Below are 18,379 nucleotides of genomic sequence, written 5' to 3'. Positions count from 1 at the left end.
GCAGGGCGCATCGCGCGCCCGGTGCCCCTTCGGCGACCGTACCCGAAACACACCGTAAGGAGCCATCCGATGACGCGGAACAGCGCTCGCAAGACGGCCGCGGTCACCGCGGGGATCGCACTCGCCGCCGGGACCGTCCTGGCCACCTGCGGCGTCGCCTCCGCGGCGCCGCCCGCGCGCACCGCCACCTGCACCACCTCCGGCCTGCGCGCCTCGCTCGTCGACCGGGGCAGCCAGGTCGGTATGTCGCACGTGGGAAAGGTGCTGGTGCTGAAGAACACCTCGGGCCGCACCTGCGCGCTGCGCGGGTACCCGGGGCTGGGCCTGGAGAACGCCCGCCACGAGCCGGTACCCACCCGCACCCACCGGGGCGCCACCTACTTCGTGCCCGACCCCGGCACCAGGACGATCGTGCTGCGCCCCGGCCAGAGCGCCGAGGCCGACCTTGCGTGGTCGGACGCCAGCGCCCCGCGCATGGCGCACGCCAGTTATCTGGAGGTGACGCCGCCCGCCGCCCGCAGCCATCTGACCATTCCGTTCAACTACACCGTCACCAACGGTGACTTGTCGGTGACGGCCTTCACGCGCTCTATCCACGTCGCGTAGCGGCGCCCGCCCCGGCCCCACCGGTCGCCCGGCCCCACCGGTCGCCCGGCGGGGCCGGGTGCCCGCTGGGCGGTCGGGGCCGCGACGCGCGCCGCTCACCACAAGTGCCCCCTCGAAGGCGCTCCGTAATGGACCGGCCAGGCCGCTCGACTGGTGTCGCCGCCTCCGCCCCGCCGGGAAGACCCGATGCCGCCACGCCGCCAGCCCAACGAGCGCCTGCGTGCCCTGCTGTCCGCAAGTGCGTCCTGGGGCACACCATGGGCGCGGCCGGGGCGATCGAGGCGGCGTTGACCGTGTTGACGGTGGAGCACCAAGTCGCCCCGCCCATCGCCAACTTCAGCCGCGCCGAGCCGGGCACCGGCGTGCTCGACCTGGTGGTGGACACCGCCAGCGCGCAGCGGATCGGGCTGGCGCTGAGCAACTCCCGCGGTTTCGGCGGCCACAACACGGTGCTGGCCTTCCAACCGGCCGGGTGGCCCGCACACCGGATCGGCGATTCGCACTGCTGACCGGGGTTGGAGGGGTCGCCTACTGCTTTCGGGCTGTCTGTGCCGTCTGACACGTCCTCAAACGGAGGGATCGGGTTTTCCGTCCAGTTTCATACGTCATGTGGACCGCCGCCAACGCCTGTTACCGGGACATCGGAAGGAACCCTTGTGGACCACCTGACCCGACGAGGTTTCGTAAGAGCGGCAGCCCTGACGAGTACCGGAGCGGGCGTCGCCGCTCTCGCCCCGACGACGGCCGCCGCCCCCGAGGCGGCACCGGGGACGGCCACCACCAGGACGGTCACCTTCACCGGCGGCACCAACGCCTGCGTGACCGTCTCCCCCGACGGGGAGCAACTGGTACTCGAGGTCCAGGGGGTGCTGTGGTCGCTGCCCCGGCAGGGCGGTACGGCGAAGCCGCTGACGCCGGTCGACCTGGAGCCCACCCGTCCGGCGTGGTCGCCGGACGGGTCGCGGATCGCGTTCTGCGCCTACCGGGGCGGCGGCTTCCATGTGTGGACCATGGCGCCGGACGGCTCCGGGCTGCGCCAGCTCACCGACGGGCCCTGGGACGACCGGGGGGTGTCCTGGTCGCCGGACAGCCGGTGGATCGCGTTCTCCTCGGAGCGCGGCGGAGACGACGTCGTCGGCAGCTCGTACAGCATCTGGTTGGTCGACGCGGACACCGGTGAACTCCACCGGCTCACCCACGGATCGCACGAGGACTACGACCCGGCCTGGCACCCCGACGGCAGCAAGGTGGTCTTCGTGCGCGCCGAGCACTCGAACGGCGGCACCAAGGAGAACGGCCGGATCATCGCCTCGGTGCCCGCCGGTGGCGGCAAGGTCACCGTGGTGCACAGGGTCCGCGACGGCGCGGTCTGCGGCCCTGCGGTGTCCGCCGACGGCCGGGTCGCGTACGCCTACCTCGACCCCGGTCCGCTGCCCACCGGTTCGCGCACCTCGACGCTGAAGGTGGACGGCCTCACGGTCAGCGACGGTGAGGACGTCTCCCCGCAGCCCGCCTGCTGGTCGGCCGACGGCGAGTTGTTCTACGTGGCCGACGGCCGGGTCAAGGTGCGCTCCACCGGATCGCGGTCCGACACCGCCGAGGAGATCCCGTTCACCGCGCGCCTGGACGTGCCCCGACCGCGCTACCGCCCCAAGCGGTACGACTTCGACTCCACCGCCTTGTCCCCGGTGCGCGGCATCCACCTACCGGCGCTGTCCCCGGACGGGCGGTCGGTGGTCTTCGTGGCGCTCAACGCCCTGTGGCTGATGCCGATCGGCGGGCGCCCCCGCAAGCTCGCCCAGGCCGAGCCGTCCCGCTATCTGCAGATGCCGTCCTGGTCCAGGGACGGCGGCAGCGTCCTGTACGCGTACGACGGCGACGGGCACTTCGCCGTGCACCGCAGATCGCTGGCCGACCGGAGCGACTCCGTGCTGGCCACCGGCGGACGGCTCAACCCCGCGCTCTCCCCCGACGGCACCCAGCTGGCCTGCCAGGACGTCACCGGCAAGCTCATCGTCCGCGACCTGCGCAGCGGCGTCGAGCGCGCCCTGGCCTCCTCGCTGCACGGCGGCGGCCTGCCCGGGCGGCCCAGTTGGTCCCCGGACGGGCGGTACCTCGCGTTCTGCGACCGCAACCGGCTCAACTACCGCTTCCGCGAGGGCTACAACCACATCCGTGTCCTCGACACCCGTACCGGCGACTGCACTTCGCATCTGCCGCTGCCGCACTCCTCGCTGTCCGACCGCGGTGACAGCGGACCGGTCTGGTCACCGGACGGCGCCTGGATGGCGGTCATCATGGAGTCCGCGCTGTGGGTGGTGCCCGTCAGGTCGAACGGCGAGCCCAGCGGCCCGCCGAGGCGGCTGACCGACGAGCCTGCCGACCACCCCTCCTGGGCGGGCGACTCCAAGACGCTGCTGTACCTGTCCAACGGCAAGCTGCGGCTGATCCGCCGGGACGGCACCGGGCGGCGCACCGTTCCCGTTCCACTGCAGTGGGGTCGACGACTGCCGCCACGCACCCTGGTGACCCGGGTGCACGCCGGACGGTTGTGGGACGGCACCGGCGAGCGCGTCCGCAAGGACATGGACATCGTCATCACCGGCAACCGGATCAGCGCGATCGAACCCCACCGCCGGGGCGCCGCAGGCCGCGGGGAACACCACGTCGACGCCTCCGACAGCACCGTGATCCCCGGACTGTGGGACGCCCACATCCACCCGTGGCAGTTCTGCTACGGGGGGCGGCAGAACCATCTGATGCTCGCCTACGGCATCACCAGTTGCGTCTTCATGGGCGGCCTGGCCTACGAGTCGGTGCGGGTGCGCGAGTCGGTGGCGGCCGGTACGATGAACGGGCCGCGCCAGTTCGCCACCGGCGAGTTGATCGACGGCAGCCGGGTGGCGTCCAACCACGACCGGGCGCACCGCACCGCCGACGGGGTGCGGCGCAGTCTGCAACGTGCCGTCGCGCTGGACTACGACTTCGTCAAGACGTACGTCAGGGCGTCCGCCTGGATCATGGCGGAGGCGGCCCGTACCGCCCACGAGGTCCTGGGCGTGCGCACCGGCGGCCACCTGTGCTCACCCGGGCTGGGGCTCGGCCACGACCTCACCACCCATCTGCACGCCACCCAGCGGCTGGAGTACGGGCACGCGCTCTCCCCCACCCGGCGCTGCTACCAGGACATCGACGAGGTCTACCGGGACGCCGAGTTCCATATCATCGTCACCCCGTTCACCGCGTCCCCGCTGCTCGGCGCCGACCCGTACCTGGCCGACGACCCGCGGGTGAGCACGCTGATGCCACGCTGGGACGCGGCGTTGGTCCGCAACACCGCCGACAAACCGCCCCACGACGACCAACTGATCGCGCTGCGGCGGGAGATGGAGATCTATCAACGGCTCGTCGCCGAGCACGCCAACCTCGCGGTCGGCACCGACGCCGGGCTCGTCCCGTACGGGATCCATCTGCACCTGGCGCTGCGCGCGCTGCACCGCTTCGGCGGGCTGACCGTGGCGCAGACGCTGCGCACCGCCACCGCGGCCCCCGCGCGGATGTTCGGGGTCAGCGACGACCTCGGCACGGTGGAGCCGGGCAAGCTCGCCGACCTGACGGTGATCGACGGCAACCCGTTCCAGGACTTCGCCCATCTGGTACGCACCACCATGGTGTTGCGCGACGGTGTGGTGCACCGGCAGGCGGACCTGGTGAACGCGTTCAGCGCGGACCACAACGCGGACCACTCCGAGCCGCACCGCGTGGACGAGTCGGCCTGGCTGGCGGTCAGCACCCAACTGCGCCGCGAGGCCTGCTGCGCACCGTCTGACGCCACCGACCCGACCGTGCTCTGAGCGGCTGATGGACCCCACCGTCGACACATGGCTGGGCCTGGTGCGGTGGGCGCCCACCGCACTGATCGGCGTGGGGGTCGTCTTCGACCTGGTGACGCCGATCCAGTACTCGGGCGGGCCGCTGGTGGCGGTGGCGTGTGTGGCGGCTGGGGCCACGCTTCCGCTGCGGCGCACGGTGGCGGTGGCGGCGGCCATGGTGGTGGCCATCTTGTGGTGGACCTTCCGGCAGGGCACGTTCGGTCCGCTGCACGGTGGGGTGGAGGCCGGGAACGTCATCATCGGGGCCCTGGTCGGCCTTGAGGTGAACCGAATGATCTCCCGCTACGGGCAACGACTTGCGGTGGTGAGCACGGTGGCCGAGGCCGCCCAGCGCGCGCTGCTGCCCGATCCGCCGTCCCGGCTCGGGCCGTTGTCGGTGGCCGCTCGGTACCGGGCGGCGCAGAGCGAGGCCCGGATCGGCGGCGACGCCTACGCCGTGGAGGAAACGCCGTACGGGATCCGGCTGTTGATCGCGGACGTGCGCGGCAAGGGCCTGGAGGCGGTGCGCGCCGTCTCGGTGCTGCTGGGCGCGTTCCGGGAGGCCGCCGAGCAGGCGGCCGACCTGGTGGAGCTGGCCGGGCGGCTGGAGCACGCCCTGCTCAGGGAGGCGCGGCGGCACGAGGGGGAGGAGCGGGTGGAGGGCTTCGCCACCGCGCTGGTCGGCGAACTCGACCTGGAAGGCGGCGCGGTACGGCTGCTCAACCGCGGCCATCCCTCTCCGTACCTGCTGCACGAGGACGGCGCGGTACGCACGTTGGAGGCGACCGAACCCGATCTCCCGCTGCGCATGGGCGCGTTGGACGCGCGTCGATCGGCCGCGGACACCTTCCCCTTCCCGGCCGATGCGACGCTGCTGCTGGTCACCGACGGGGTGACCGAGGCCCGGGACCGGGCCGGGAGCTTCTACGACCCGGCGCTGCGCCTGGCCGGTCTCGGCCCGTTCGAGGAGCCACGGCGGACCATCGACGTGCTGGTACGGGACGTCGACGCGTGGACCGGCGAGCGGCACGCCGACGACATGGCGGTGCTCGCCCTCAGCCGTACCCGGACGTCAGAAAGCGTTGGCATGTGACCTGATCGGCACAAAGTTTCGGTCAACGACGGGCAATTTCCGGCCTGCCGCCCGGTACGGTTCTGCCGGTCGAGTCTCGGGCCAGCGCGTTCGGGGCCTCGGCGGGCAACTGCCCGGCCATGTGCAACTCAGCGTCCCAGAGGAATGACCATGCGACTGCGCCTCGGCGGTCCCACGATTCGCACGAGGATGATCGGTCTGGCCCTGGTTCCGGTCATCAGCCTGATGGGGCTGTGGTCCTTCGCGATGCTGTCCATGACCAGCGACCTGCGCGCCCTGATCCGGCTGGAGGGCGTCTACGACCACTTCGGCACCCCGGTGGACACCGCCACCGGCCAGATACAGATCGAGCGCCGGGACGCCGCCGAGTACCTGGCGTCCCGCGGCGCCGGAGGGACCCTGGCCGCGCTCACCGCCCAGCAGCACGCCACCGACGAAGCCGTACGCGCCATGCGCACCGCCATCACCGATCCCGGCAGACGGGGCGACCTCACCGTCGCGCAGCGCGACCGGCTGGCGGACATGCTGCGGGCCACCGACCAGCTCGACCCGCTGCGCCGCCGGGTCGCCGCCCGCCAACTGTCCTGGAGCCAGGCGATCGACGCGTACACCGCGATGGTCGAGCCGTCCTTCCAGGTGGAGTCCGCGCTCACCGCGCTACAGGCCGGGCAGTTGGCCCGGGAGGCGCAGACGGTCATCGAACTCGTACGGGACCGCGAGTTCGTCTCCCGCGAGGACGCGATGGGCACGGCGGCCCGCGCCGCAGGCGGTTTCACCGCCGACCAGTACCGTGCCTTCGCGGACACCGTGGCGGCCCGCCGGGTGTTCTTCCAGACCTATGTGGCGGCGCTGCCCTCCGACTCCCAGGCGTTGTTCGAGGGTTTCGCGCGCAGCCGCGCGTACACCGCGCTGGTCGGCGCCGAGGACGCGGTGCTGCGCGGTGGCCCGCACGGGCTGCCACGCGTGGCCGGTTGGCGGGCGACCATGGACGACGCGGTGCACGGCTACATGCTCACCTGCTCCGACGCCGCCCGTAACTCGGCGGCCCACGGCCGGAGTTTCGCCGAGAGCCAGTTGGTACGGGCCGGGATCGCCGGTGGGGTCGGGCTGCTGGCCGTGGGGGGCTCGGTGTGGTTCTCCGTGCGCACCGGCCGCCGGATCTCCGGCCGTCTGGTGAGCCTGCGGGACGCCGCCGACCGGCTGGCGTCCCGCCAACTGCCGGACGTGGTGCGCCGCCTGGGCACCGGTGAGCCGGTCGACGCCATGGCCGAGGCGCCCGAGCTGTCCTTCGGCCGGGACGAGATCGGCCAGGTCGGGCGGGCGTTCAACGAGGCGCGCCGGGCGGCGATCGAGGCGGCGGTCGAGCAGGCCCGGATGCGCCGCGGGGTCTCCGCGGTGTTCCTGAACATCGCCCGGCGCAGCCAGGCCCTGGTACACCGGCAGTTGAAGCTGGTCGACGCCATGGAACGGCGCACCACCGACCCCGACGAGCTGGCGGACCTGTTCCGCGTCGACCATCTCACCACCCGGATGCGGCGCCACGCGGAGGGCCTGATCATCCTCTCCGGCGCGGCGCCCGGCCGGATGTGGCGCAAACCGGTCCCGGTGGTGGAGGTGGTCGGCGCGGCGGTCGGCGAGGTCGAGGAGTACGAGCGGGTCGTGGTGCCGCCGATGGCCAAGGTCGGCATCGCCGCCGAGGCGGTGGCGGACGTCATCCACCTGGTGGCCGAACTCGTGGAGAACGCCACCTCGTTCTCGCCCCCGCACACCGAGGTCACCATGCGGGCCAGCCACGCCGCACACGGCTTCGTGCTGGAGATCGACGACTGCGGCCTGGGCATGGAGGCGGAGGAACTCGCCGAGGCGAACCGCACGTTGAGCGGAACGCAGGACTTCGATCTCGCCCAGACCGAGCGGCTGGGACTGTTCGTGGTCAGTCGGCTGGCGCGACGGCACGGCATCGAGGTGACGCTGTGCCGCTCGCCGTACGGCGGCTGCACGGCCGTGGTACTGCTGCCCACGGCCGTTCTCGCCGAGCCTGAGCAGGGCGGCGGCGCAGCGGCCGCCTCCGCGGCGGCCTTGCCCGCCCGTGACCGCCAGGTCCCCGCCACCGCCCCAGCGGCCCAGGCTCCCGTCACCGCCGCGCAGTCCTCCTCCGGCCTCCCCCGTCGGGTCCGCCAGGCCAGCCTCACCGCGCAGTTGAGCGGCCAGCCGCCAACGGCCGCGGTGGACACCGGCGATGAGGTCAGCCCCGAGCAACTCGGCGCGATCTTCGGCTCGTTCCAGCGTGGACTCGCCAGGGGCCGAGCGGCTGGCACCGACGAACCGCCGGGTCGCGCGGCACCCGACGCCACCGAAACCGAGGAAGGGAACGCCCGATGACCGCGACCGACCACAACCGCGGTCTCGACTGGCTGCTGGAGGACCTGGTGGCCCGCACCAGCGAGGTGCGGCAGGCCGTACTGCTCTCCTCCGACGGGCTGCCCACCGCGTCGTCGCAGGGCCTGGCGCGGGCGGACATCGAGCATCTGGCGGCGCTGTGCTCCGGCTTCAACAGCCTGGCCAAGGCGGTTGGTGAGCAGTTCCGCGCGGGTGGGATGCGGCAGACCATGGTCATGCTGGAGGACGCCTACCTCTTCGTCACCCCGGCGGGAGCGGGCAGTTGTCTGGCCGTGCTGTGCGACGCGGGGACCGATGTCGGCCAACTCGGCTACGAGATGTCGCTGTTGGTCAAGCGCGCCGGACGGCATCTCGGCACCCCGCCGAGATCAGACGCCGCCGGGTGACGGCCGGTATGAACGACGCCGACGGCCACTGGTACGAGGACGAGTCGGGGCCGCTGGTCCGCCCGTACACTGTGACCCGGGGGCGGACCCGGCCGGTCCGTCAGCATGCCTTCGACCTGATGTCGGTGGTCGCCGCAGTGTCCGAGGGGCCGCCGCCGACCGGCCTGGACCACGCCCGCGCCGCGCTGCTCGAACTGCTCGGGGACGCCGCCCGCCCGGTCGCCGAACTCGCCGCCGACGCCGATCTGCCGGTCGGCGCGCTGCGGGTACTGCTCGGTGATCTGCTGGACGCCGAGCTGGTCACCATCGCCCCGGCCCGCGCCGCCGCGGACCAGCCGGATCCCGAACTGCTGCGGGAGGTGATCGACCGGCTGCGCGCGCTGTGAGTCCTCAGCGGCCGAGCATCTGGCGGCAGGACGCCCCGAGTCCGGACGGAAGCTGGCCGGACCACTCCGCCTGCTCGCACAGCCCGGCTGCGATGTCCACCGGCGGCCGGGCCCGCACCGGCGCGCGGTTCTGCCGCGCGCGATGCGCCGCGGGCTGCCGGGGGCTCTGGGGCCTGACGGGTGCCACGGGCGGATCGTCGGGAGCGTCCGGTCGCTGGACCGGGGCGGGCCGACCGGCGGACGGCGCGGCGGGCGCGGTGATCGTCACCAACGGCAACGCGCTTGGCGACCGCCGCGTCCCCGGTGTGGCCGACGGGCCGAACCGCTGCGCGGCATCGGTGGACCGCGCATGCGAGGGCATCGCCATACAGCCGCACAGCAGCCCGGGGAGGACGCCAACGAGCAGCAGCCGGGCCGGTGTTCCAGGGCGGAACATCAGCGTGCCCGCCGGACGTGGAGGAAGTCCTGGGTGGATGTCAACGTGAAACCTCCCGAGTAGTCGGCGAACGCCCGTCGCAGGTACACCTCCAGGTCCCTGCGGTCGGGCGCGCCCAGTTCCTTCAGCGGTGCGGTGTTGAGCAGGAACTCGGCGACGGTGACCGCGTCCGCCATGGTGTCGGTGTGGACGTGGGAGGTGAGCGTCTCGATGCGCGCCTCGACGCCGTCGTGCGCCAACTCATCGCGCAGCTCGGTGAGATCGAGGTGTACGCCGGTGAAGTGGCGCACCAAACGCTGGCAGTCACTGTCCGGGTTCCGCAGCACCACGACGAGTTCACCCTCCTCCGCCAGCCAGCCGAGCATCCGGCGAACCGTTTCCGCCCAGGAACGGCGCGGTACCTGGTACAGCACGTGCGAGCACAGCACCAGGTCGGCGGGCTCGTCGGGGCGCACGGCGGCGATGGCGCCGGGCAGCAGTTCGGCCTGCGGGCACGCCTCGCGCAGCAGGGCGTGGGGCTCGATGGCGACCGTCCGCTGGAAGTGCCGGGCGAGGCGGCTGGTGGTGGCGCCGTCGCCCGCGCCCGCGTCCACGAACAGCCCGCGGTGCGGCAACCGCCGGATCACGGCGGCCAACTGCTCCACGGCGACCTGCCCCTGGTCGGTGCTGGCCAGGAACGTCGTCAAGGCACGGTGGTAGTCCGCGCCCGCGGGGTCGAGGACGCGGACCGGCATCGGGGGCGTGGCTGAGATGCGCAGCACTGCGGCAGCCTTTCGACCGGCGGGTCCTCGCGGCACCACTGCCTCGACCGCGAGGTCATTGCATGAGGCAGCCACTGTGAGAACGCCGACGGCCCCACCAGGTTACGGAGCCGGTAGCCGTTCATACTGTGATGCGTCACAGCCCGGGAGGCGACATTCGAGTGCTCGGAGGACCGCGATGACCGCACGTCCGCGAACGACCCGTTCGCCGGGCCGGTACGAGGTGTCCCGCAACGCCCGTGCCCTCGCGGCCCGTTGCGAGCCCCGGATAGACGAGCTGGCCCGGCGGATCTCACGGGACCGCGCCGAGCGGGCATCAAACGCCCCTGAGGACGCTGAGGACGCCGAGATCGCCGCCACCGCCCGATACGGTCTGCGGCTGTTCGCCCGTCGGCCCCTCGACCCGGTCTGCCGCGCCGACGACTACCGGATGTTCCGCGAGCGCGCCGCCCAACGCGCCGAGCAGGGCGTACCGCTACGGCAGTTGCTGCGCAGCCACGCCCTCGGTGTGTACGTGCTGTGGCAGGCGCTGCACGACAGCGCCGGGCCCGGCGAGGAGGCCGCGCTGAGCGAGCTGGCCGGACTGCTGCTGCGCACCCAGGAGGGCATCATGGGCGCGGTCGCCGAAACCTACCTTGACGAGCGGGCGGCGCTGGACGCCGAGCGCTACGAGCGGCGCCGCTCGGTGCTGCGCGGACTGCTCGACGGCACCCGGGCGGCGGACGACGAGGCGGTGCGGGCGCTGGGGGTCGAGCACGGCGGCCTTGTGCTGTGCCTGCGGGTCGAGTCGGCGGCGTCGGCCACCGGGCGGGTGATGGCCGAGCGGCGGCGCAGACGCCGGCTGCGCACGGCGCTGGAGGGCGGTTTCGGTGGCGAGGTGCTCACCGTCCTCACCGACGACGGCGGGCACGCGGTCGTGCCGGGGCGGGACGGCCAGGGGGCGCCGGAGGTCCCCGAGGGTCTCGTGGAACTGCTGCGCAGGGACTGCGGGGTCGAGGTGCGGCTGGCCGCCGTGCCCGCCGCGACTGCGGTGGACTTCGCCGAGGCCGCCCGTACCGCGGCCGAGGTGATCCGGGTGGCCCGGGCCTGTGGACGGCCGCCGGGGCTGCACCGGTTGGACGATGTGCTGCTGGAGTTCCATCTGTCCCGGAACAGCGAGAGCAGCGGGCCGATCGCCGCACTGCTGGACCCGATAGCCGACCGGCCGGAACTGCTCGCGACGTTGGGCACCTATCTGGAGAGCCAGCGCGACCGCCGCGGCACCGCGCGCCAACTGGGTCTGCACCCCAACACGGTGGACAACCGGCTGGCCCGGATCGCCGAGCTCACCGGCCTCGACCTGTCCGCACCGCGCGGCACGGCACTGGCGCTGGCCGCCCTGCTGCTGCGCGGCGCGCGCACCGTCAACGGCCCAGCGGCCGCCAGCGGATCGGCAGGTGCCTGAGGCCGTTTTCCAGGTCGGAGCGCGACCGCCGTGGTTCTCCGGGCAGTTGGACCTCGCCGAGCCGGTCCAGGACGGCGGCGACCATCTCCCGCATCCGCAACCGGGCCGGTTGGGCGCCGAGGCAGAAGCGCGGACCGTGGCCGAAGGCGAGGTGGTCGCCCGGTGTGCGGCCGACTGCGGCGCCGGGCAGGCCGTTGCGCGGGGCCTCGCTGCGGTGCGGGCCGTTCTCCCCGACCAGGGCGCCTCTCGCCCACTCCGCACGCGGGCCGACGACAGCCCCGAACCTGCACCGGAACTCGCTGGGCACGGTGCCGGGTCCGGGGTCGATGTCGCGCGTCAGCGTCCTTCGCCGCACGGACGCCAGCAGCCTGGATCCGCGCACAGGCGGGATCAAGAAAAGCCGACCGGCGAGGCGGTCCTTTCCCGGTCACAGCCACATGTTGTCGTTCATGGAGCCGAGGCCGACGCCGGACAGGCGCTGGTGCAGGGCGATGGCCTGGTCCTCGGTGAGCGAGGCGACATGGTCGGCCGCGGCCCGCAGTGGGTCACCGTGCAGCTCCAGTTCCTGGGCGCGCTCGGGCGGCAGCAGTTCGGGGGCTTGATGGCTCCACCGCAGCAACTCGCTGACGATGCGCCGCTTTCCGTGCTGCTGTGTGGCGAGCGCGGGGCGGTCGATCACGTAGCACCACACCAGCTCCTTGAGCAGGTCGCAGGCCGCGCGGCGCTCTTGGGGGATGACCAGGCGCGCGCCGTAGCGGATGGCGGCCGCGTCGCCGACTTCGAGGTGGATGTCCCGGGTGAAGTAGGCGATCAGGTCGGCGGTGCGCCGGTTGACCGCGACGGCGTCCTCATGGCTGCCGCTGTAGGGCGCCGGGACCTGGAGCCGTTTGCCGATGTCCGCCATCAACTGCCGGGCCTCGGCGCGGTCGAACGGCTGCTGGGTGCGGGCCCGCTTGGCCGCCACGTAGTCCAGGAAGCGCGCGGTCTCGCGCTCGGTGTCGCCGCCCGCGCGTCCGTCGGGCGGGAACAGGGCCGCCAGCGGGATCAGGCCGGTGCGGTAGAAGTCCTCCACGTCGTGGCAGGCGTACGTGACGTCGTCGGCCCAGTCCATCACCTGCTCCTCGACCGGCACCTCGGTTCCGGTCCGGCCCGCCCGCACCCAGGCGAACGCCTCCCGATCCGCCACGTACACACCCCACTTGGCGTGCCGGGCCGGGTCCACGGCCAACGGGGCGCGTTCCCACGGGTACTTGGTGGACGCGTCGAGGCAGGCCCGGGTGAGGTGCAGTCCGCGGTGGCCCGGGTACTTGTGGGCGGCCAGGAAGGTCAGTACGCGCAGCGTCTGGGCGTTGCCCTCGAAGCTGTCGAGCGCGCGGTCGGCGTCCCGCAACTCGTCCATGGTGGCGCGCAACGCCGTCTCGCCCGCGTGCCCGAAGGGCGGATGGCCGATGTCGTGTGCCATGCAGGCGGCTTCCACGAGCGCCGGGTTGGGGCCGCCGTAGCGGCGTTCGAGGCGTTCGGCCATGCGGCGGCCGAGCTGGGCGACCTTCATGGAGTGTGTCAACCGGGTGTGGTACGCGCCGAGTTCGCCGCTCGCCACGACCTGGCTCTTGCCCGCCAGTGCCCGCCACTGGATGGAGTAGAGGATCCGGTCGACGTCGTGCTCGAACCCCGAACGCTGCCCGTCGTCGGACACCCTGCGGCGCAGTGCGTGCTGTTCCAGGTCCTCGTCGCGGTATTTGGCCGGTCGCATGCGGCGATGGTACGCGCTGCGAGCTGGGCGGACGGCGGGGCGGTGGTCTGCGACCGGGACGGCCCGGGATGTGATGTACCTCTCTCCAAAAAAGTGGACGAATCGGTCAGTTTTAGGACTTTACCCCCGCCGACCTGCGGATATGCGAGCTTCAAGATCGCCAATAGTCCGTTTTGCTCGATTGATGGGCTCTTGCCGTCTTCCGGAAGCGCATGTTTCTGTCGACATCGCCCGCTTCCGCGGGCCCCGCCGGTTGGAACGCCGAGTCCTGCCGCCGACCGACGGGAACAGTCGACGCGAACAGCGCCGAAGGCAGGAGCGGGGGACCCAAGGTTCGCTGCCGGATCCGCACCCCACCTGAGGGGAACCGGGACCGGCTCGGGGTGAAGTCGTGCGCCTTCACGGCCGCGACCGGGCACTCACTGGCCCGAACCCGACAGCTGACCTCGCAGGCGTCGGTGAGGAACCCACCCATGCTCAAGCTGCGCCGCGCCTCCAAGACCACCCGGCTCACCGCACTCGCCGGTGTCGCCACCACCGCGATCTGCCTGCCGGTCCTCGCATCGACCACCGCCTCGGCCGCCTCCTCCGCCACCTGGGACCGGGTTGCCCAGTGCGAGTCCAGCGGCAACTGGTCCAACCACAACACCGGCGGCAACGGCCACTACGGCGGCCTGCAGTTCTCGCCGTCCAGCTGGGCCGCCGCAGGCGGCCTGAAGTACGCCCCGCGCGCCGACTACGCCACCAAGGACCAGCAGATCACCGTCGCCAACAAGCTGCTGGCCATGCAGGGCCCCGGCGCCTGGCAGTGCGCCAAGGCAGGCGGCCTCAAGTAAGCCTCCCAGCCCCCAGCCCCACGGCCCACACCGGCCCCGCTCACCCGCCGGTCCACGCCGTGGGGCTGACCCCTGCGGCGACTGAAGACCGCGGCCGTCCGGCAGCCCCCGAAGGGGCGCGGGGCTGTGCTCATCTCCGCCTCCGCCGCGTGGGCGCGACCAGCCACGACCGCGCCGCAGCCGATCCACGGCACATCGCGGCACTCCCAGCGAATCCAGCGCAGCGCCTAGCAGGCCACCGGCAGCGGGATCGCAGAAGTACCTCCACGCCCCCGATCGGCGCCCCCCAAGAGCCGCCGCGCTACTCCCCGTCCTCACCCGAGGACGCATCGCGACCGTGCAGCGTCGCCCCGAACACCGGCCCGCACTTCATGCACACCCACCCCGACGTGCCGTCGAAGAACGCGGCGCCCGGGCAGTGCGGGCAGCTCACCTTGGAGATGGTCGGCCGTATCGGCGCGAGGATACGGAACTCCTCCGTCGCGAACCGGGCCGGATCCACGGGATCCGGCCCGGACGCGTGCTCTCGCGCGGCCGCGCGGTGCGGGGGCATTTTCGTCCCTCCTCGCTTGGGTCCCTCCGGACGGCCCGTCCGGACGGCACAGATTACGCGGTTGCGACCGCGTCGGCACAACGCCCCATAAGGCGCGGCACGGTGCCACCCCCACGCGCCATCGCGCTCCCTTCGCGTCCGGTGGCATGGCCACCGGACGTTTCGCGTGGAGTGCCCGGGAAAGTGTGAGCCGCATGCGTGCCAGCACCGTCCATCGCGTGAGGATTCCGTCGCTGCCCGGCGCACTGCCGCTCCTCGGGCACCTCCCCCAACTGCGCGGCCAGCCACTGGAGTTCGTCCGGGCGCTGCGGGCACGAGGTGATGTCGTGCGGTTCCGGCTCGGCCCACGGGCGGCCTACGCGGTCAACTCGCCCGCGCTCATCCGGCAGATGCTGGTGGCCGACGCGGAGGGGTCCGCCCCGGTCCGACGGCGCAGGCCCACCGGGCTCGTGCTGCATCCGTCCCGGATCCGGCGGTACGCGGCGACCATGTGCGAACTCGCGGAGGCCAGGGTCGACTCGTGGCGGCACGGCGCGCTGGTCCTACTGGACCAGGAGCTGTTCTCGCTCACCGTGGCGACGGTCAGCCGGGTGCTGTTCTGCGGCCCGGCCGGAAAGCGCCTCGCCGAGGACGTGCGCGGTACGGTACCGGTGCTGATAGAGCAGCTCGGCAGGCGGGCCCTTGCCCCGGTCGGGGCGCTGGACAGGCTGCCCACCCCGGTGAACCTGCGCTTCCGGCGGGCGTTGCGCACCCTTCAGGAGGCGGTGCGCCGGGCCATCGCGGAGTACCGGGCCGACGGGCTGGGCAACGGTGATCTGCTGTCGACGCTGCTCACCAGGCGCGACGAGGAGACCGGAGCCGCCCTGACCGACGAGCAGGTCTACGACGAGCTGGTCGCGATGCTGGTCGCCGGTACCGAGACCACCGCCAGCGCCCTGAGCTGGGCCTGCTATCTGCTCAGCCGTGACGACGGCGCCCAGCGGCGGTTCCAGCGCGAACTGGACGAGGCGCTCGGGCGGCGCGAGGTTCGGCAGGTCTCCCATGAGACGCTGCGGGAACTCGCCTTCCAGCAACGGGTGATCGCCGAGACGCTGCGGCTGTATCCGTCCACCTGGATGCTGACCCGGCGGCCCAACAGCCCGGTGGAGTTGGGCGGTTACCTGATTCCGGCCGGGTCCACCGTGCTGTTCTCCATCTACGCGCTCCAGCGTGACCCCGAACTCTTCGCCCACCCCGAGCAGTTCGACCCCGACCGCTGGCTGCCCGAGTCGACTCCGGGGATTCCACGGGACGCGTACATCCCGTTCGGCAGCGGTGTGCGCGGATGCGCCGGGGAGCAGTTCGCCCGGGCGGAGATGGCCGCCTTCCTGAGCGTGATCTTCAGCCGGTGCACCGTCCGCCCCGGACCGGGCGGATCACGTCCGGTGACCCGGCTGATGTCGATGCCCGGCGCGCTGCCGCTGATCGTACGGCGGCGCACACCGGCGGACCGCCACCGGTGAACCTCGGAGCGGACGCTTCCGTTACCCCACCCAAAGCGAAGTGTTCGCGCTGATGGAGGGTAGACGTGTCGGTCAACACGCAGTGGCTCCGCTCCCCCGGTTCGCCCCCCGAGCCGTACCCTCCCGGCACGGACCCGCAGCCCGCCGGTGCGTACGCCACCGAGCAGTTCACTATGCCCGTTCCCCCGCCGCCGACCGTACCCCCTGTGGTGCCGCTCGTCCCGCCCCGGCGGCAGTCGCGCGGGCGGCACCGGGCGCTGCGGCACCGTGACGTTTCCGGCGGCTGGCTGCGGCCGGCGGTGTTCGGGGCGATGGACGGGCTGGTCACCAACGCCTCGCTGATCGCCGGTGTCGGCGGTGGTGGTGCCGCCAACCGCACCATCGTGCTCACCGGTCTCGCCGGGCTGATAGCCGGTGCCTTCTCGATGGCCACCGGCGAGTACATCTCGATCTGTTCGCAGAACGAGCTGACCCAGGCCGAGGTGGCCGTCGAGCAGCTCCAGCACTCGCGCAACCCCGAGGCCGAACAGCGCGAGCTGGCCGAGGTGTTCGTCAAGCGCGGTGTCGACCCCCATCTGGCGGACGTGGTGGCCCGGCAGATCTCCGCCGACCCGGAGCAGGCCATCGCGGTGCACGTCCGCGAGGAGTTGGGCATCGACCCGGACGACCTGCCGTCCCCGTGGACGGCGGCGGGGGCGTCGTTCGCCTCGTTCACGGTCGGTGCGCTGGTTCCGCTGCTGCCCTACTTCCTCGGCCTGCCGTCCTTCGTGCTGGCCCTGGTGCTCGCGGGGCTCGCGGCGCTCCTCGGCGGCGGTGCGGTGGCCCGGCTCACCGGGCGTCCGGTGCTGGTCGGCGGGGTGCGGCAGTTCGTGGCGGGCGCGCTGGCGACCGGTATGACATTCCTGGTCGGCCACCTGGTGGGGGCGCACGTGTCGTAGGTGTGCGGCGGCCCGGAGGGCGATCCGGGCCGCCGGTTCGCCTACTGTGCGGGGCACTGCTTCCAGGCGAAGTGGTAGATGGTGTTGATGCTGCCGTCGGTGGAGTCCATCGACAGGAAGCTGGTGGTCGTGGTGGGGTCGGAGCTACCGGCGCTGACCCGCAGTTCGGTGTTGATGTTGAAGTTGCGTTCCTCTCCGCAGGGCGCGAAGACCAGCGAGCCGACGTCCGTGGTGTCGGTGGTCTGCCAGTCGTCGTCCATCGGACCGCCGAACGGGTGCTGGGAGTACGCGGTGGGCTGCATGCCCTGGAAGTAGTAGTTGGCCCGCTCCAGGCCGCTCGCGCCGTTCTCCAGGTGCCCGAAGCCCCGGTAGTCGGCCTCGGCGACGGCGTAGGTGAAGCCCTGCGGAACGTGCACGTCCAGGTCGAGTTGGCAGTTCTTGCGGAAGTCAGTGGGTCTGGCTCCGACGCCCACCTGGGCCATGTAGCTGCTGTACGTGACGGTGAACGCGGTGTTGTCGGGGGCCACCGACACGGCGGCGGTTCCGGCGGGGCAGCCGGAGCCGTTGACGTTCACCAGGTCGATGACGATCTTTCCGGGCGGGGGCGAGTCGAAGCCGTGAGCCGCCGCCGACGGCGATAACGGCATGGCGAGCAGCGCGGCGGCGGCACCGCCGACGAGCATCGGTTTGAGCATGGTTTCCCCTCGGTCACTGAACGGAACCCGCCAGGGGCGGGTTGGTGGGTACATGTCACCACCGGCCTACTGCCACGCATAGTGCGGGTTGAGCCGATCCTGTACGCCGAAGGAGCCGATGGCGAGGCGGTGGTCGGGGCTATCCGGAACGCCGCGTACGCCAGTCGCGGACGACGCGCTCGACGTCGAAGGGGGTGAGCCGCAGCGGCGGCCCCGGCGGGGGGCTCTTGAGCGCCTCGCGGATCCGCTCGTTCAGCTCCGCCACGATCTGCCGCACCTGCGCCTCCGTCCGGGCCCGCGAGGCGGCGGCCAGCGCGTCTTCCGCTTCCTTGCGCAGGGCGAGCACCGGCGGCAGACAGCTCACGCCTTCACGGCGCATTTTCCGCTTGACCCACCACAACTCGTCATAGGGCTGGTCCAGGTCGGGCAGCGGCTTCCCGGCCCCCGGCAGGTTGTCGAACTCCCCGCGCTCCGCCGCTTCGCGGATCTGCCGGTCCACCCAGGACTCGAAGGTGACACCGGGCGGTTTGCGTTCGGTCATGGTGCGATTCTCCCGCCGACCCGGCGTGTCGGGCGAGGGGGAACCGGCGGTGGCAACGAGACACGATCACCGAGAGCCACGGATCACGAACACGGGTGTGATGTCCTAGGGGCTGGCCGTTCTGCTCGATTTGTCACGAATAGGGGCTTTCGTCGCCAGCACCTGTGCGTCGAGCGA

General features: G+C 72.3%; 17 protein-coding genes, 1 pseudogene and 1 riboswitch. Of the genes and pseudogenes, 11 read left to right on the top strand and 7 right to left on the bottom strand.

The genetic code is table 11. The features are described 5' to 3' along the window. Positions 1-69 precede the first annotated feature (69 nt). The 7 genes from NON19_RS04710 to NON19_RS04680 all read left to right on the top strand — a co-directional run bounded on the left by NON19_RS04710 (position 70) and on the right by NON19_RS04680 (position 8,743). A complete protein-coding gene (locus tag NON19_RS04710; RefSeq protein ID WP_255925306.1) occupies positions 70-606 on the top strand; it encodes a DUF4232 domain-containing protein in 537 nt (178 codons plus the stop codon). Between the two features lie 128 nt (positions 607-734). Further along, positions 735-1,115 (top strand): hypothetical protein, encoded by a 381-nt coding sequence (locus NON19_RS04705; RefSeq protein ID WP_308213649.1) that lies wholly within the window; start codon positions 735-737, stop codon positions 1,113-1,115. Between the two features lie 147 nt (positions 1,116-1,262). After that, positions 1,263-4,460 (top strand): LpqB family beta-propeller domain-containing protein, encoded by a 3,198-nt coding sequence (locus NON19_RS04700; protein WP_255925305.1) that lies wholly within the window; start codon positions 1,263-1,265, stop codon positions 4,458-4,460. Positions 4,461-4,467: 7 nt separating this feature from the next. Beyond that, positions 4,468-5,571 (top strand): PP2C family protein-serine/threonine phosphatase, encoded by a 1,104-nt coding sequence (locus NON19_RS04695; RefSeq protein ID WP_255925304.1) that lies wholly within the window; start codon positions 4,468-4,470, stop codon positions 5,569-5,571. Between the two features lie 150 nt (positions 5,572-5,721). Then, entirely contained in the window at positions 5,722-7,953 is a 2,232-nt protein-coding gene (locus tag NON19_RS04690; protein ID WP_255925303.1) for a sensor histidine kinase, read from the top strand. Then, positions 7,950-8,357, top strand: coding sequence for a roadblock/LC7 domain-containing protein (locus tag NON19_RS04685; RefSeq protein ID WP_255925302.1), 408 nt, complete (start codon positions 7,950-7,952; stop codon positions 8,355-8,357). The genes NON19_RS04690 and NON19_RS04685 overlap by 4 nt, the downstream gene beginning before the upstream one ends. Before the next feature lie 8 nt (positions 8,358-8,365). Beyond that, positions 8,366-8,743: a DUF742 domain-containing protein gene (locus NON19_RS04680; protein ID WP_255925301.1), complete on the top strand. Its 378-nt coding sequence runs from the start codon at positions 8,366-8,368 to the stop codon at positions 8,741-8,743. A 4-nt stretch (positions 8,744-8,747) separates the two neighbouring features. On the opposite strand, the gene NON19_RS04675 is transcribed toward NON19_RS04680, so the two are convergent. Continuing rightward, entirely contained in the window at positions 8,748-9,179 is a 432-nt protein-coding gene (locus NON19_RS04675) for a hypothetical protein (protein ID WP_255925300.1), read from the bottom strand. Beyond that, positions 9,179-9,940, bottom strand: a complete 762-nt coding sequence (locus NON19_RS04670) for a class I SAM-dependent methyltransferase (protein ID WP_255925299.1) — start codon at positions 9,938-9,940, stop codon at positions 9,179-9,181. Before NON19_RS04670 ends, NON19_RS04675 begins: the two co-directional genes overlap by 1 nt. A gap of 178 nt (positions 9,941-10,118) precedes the next feature. On the opposite strand from NON19_RS04670, the gene NON19_RS04665 reads away from it, so the two are divergent. Further along, positions 10,119-11,384, top strand: a complete 1,266-nt coding sequence (locus NON19_RS04665; RefSeq protein ID WP_255925298.1) for a PucR family transcriptional regulator — start codon at positions 10,119-10,121, stop codon at positions 11,382-11,384. On the opposite strand, the gene NON19_RS04660 is transcribed toward NON19_RS04665, so the two are convergent. Together NON19_RS04660 and dgt are read right to left on the bottom strand one after the other, a co-directional pair. Beyond that, positions 11,344-11,766 (bottom strand): cytochrome P450, encoded by a 423-nt coding sequence (locus NON19_RS04660; RefSeq protein WP_255925297.1) that lies wholly within the window; start codon positions 11,764-11,766, stop codon positions 11,344-11,346. The genes NON19_RS04665 and NON19_RS04660 overlap by 41 nt on opposite strands. Before the next feature lie 45 nt (positions 11,767-11,811). Beyond that, complete coding sequence (dgt, locus tag NON19_RS04655) at positions 11,812-13,137, bottom strand: dGTP triphosphohydrolase (protein ID WP_255925296.1); 1,326 nt, start codon at positions 13,135-13,137, stop codon at positions 11,812-11,814. 294 nt (positions 13,138-13,431) lie between these two features. Beyond that, positions 13,432-13,607, top strand: a riboswitch (cyclic di-AMP (ydaO/yuaA leader). A 3-nt stretch (positions 13,608-13,610) separates the two neighbouring features. Between dgt and NON19_RS04650 the strand changes: the two are divergent. Continuing rightward, positions 13,611-13,967: pseudogene (locus NON19_RS04650) on the top strand (transglycosylase family protein); the annotation flags it as partial. Between the two features lie 307 nt (positions 13,968-14,274). Here the strand turns inward: NON19_RS04650 and NON19_RS04645 are convergent. Beyond that, positions 14,275-14,526 carry a hypothetical protein gene (locus NON19_RS04645; protein ID WP_255925294.1) on the bottom strand — a complete coding sequence of 84 codons (252 nt, stop codon included), beginning with the start codon at positions 14,524-14,526 and terminating at the stop codon, positions 14,275-14,277. Positions 14,527-14,744: 218 nt separating this feature from the next. Between NON19_RS04645 and NON19_RS04640 the strand changes: the two genes are divergently transcribed. Both NON19_RS04640 and NON19_RS04635 read left to right on the top strand, forming a co-directional pair. After that, a complete protein-coding gene (locus tag NON19_RS04640; protein ID WP_255925293.1) occupies positions 14,745-16,028 on the top strand; it encodes a cytochrome P450 in 1,284 nt (427 codons plus the stop codon). A 65-nt stretch (positions 16,029-16,093) separates the two neighbouring features. Further along, positions 16,094-16,966 (top strand): VIT1/CCC1 transporter family protein, encoded by an 873-nt coding sequence (locus NON19_RS04635; RefSeq protein WP_255925292.1) that lies wholly within the window; start codon positions 16,094-16,096, stop codon positions 16,964-16,966. A 41-nt stretch (positions 16,967-17,007) separates the two neighbouring features. Here the strand turns inward: NON19_RS04635 and NON19_RS04630 are convergent, their stop codons facing one another. Together NON19_RS04630 and NON19_RS04625 are read right to left on the bottom strand one after the other, a co-directional pair. Next, positions 17,008-17,661: a DUF4360 domain-containing protein gene (locus NON19_RS04630; protein ID WP_255925291.1), complete on the bottom strand. Its 654-nt coding sequence runs from the start codon at positions 17,659-17,661 to the stop codon at positions 17,008-17,010. A gap of 139 nt (positions 17,662-17,800) precedes the next feature. Beyond that, positions 17,801-18,202: a DnaJ family domain-containing protein gene (locus NON19_RS04625; RefSeq protein WP_255925290.1), complete on the bottom strand. Its 402-nt coding sequence runs from the start codon at positions 18,200-18,202 to the stop codon at positions 17,801-17,803. Between the last annotated feature and the right edge of the window lie 177 nt (positions 18,203-18,379).

This window comes from Streptantibioticus rubrisoli (genome assembly GCF_024436055.1).
GTDB classification, from domain to species: domain Bacteria; phylum Actinomycetota; class Actinomycetes; order Streptomycetales; family Streptomycetaceae; genus Streptantibioticus_A; species Streptantibioticus_A rubrisoli.
This window is presented reverse-complemented; position numbering and strand designations above follow the sequence as displayed.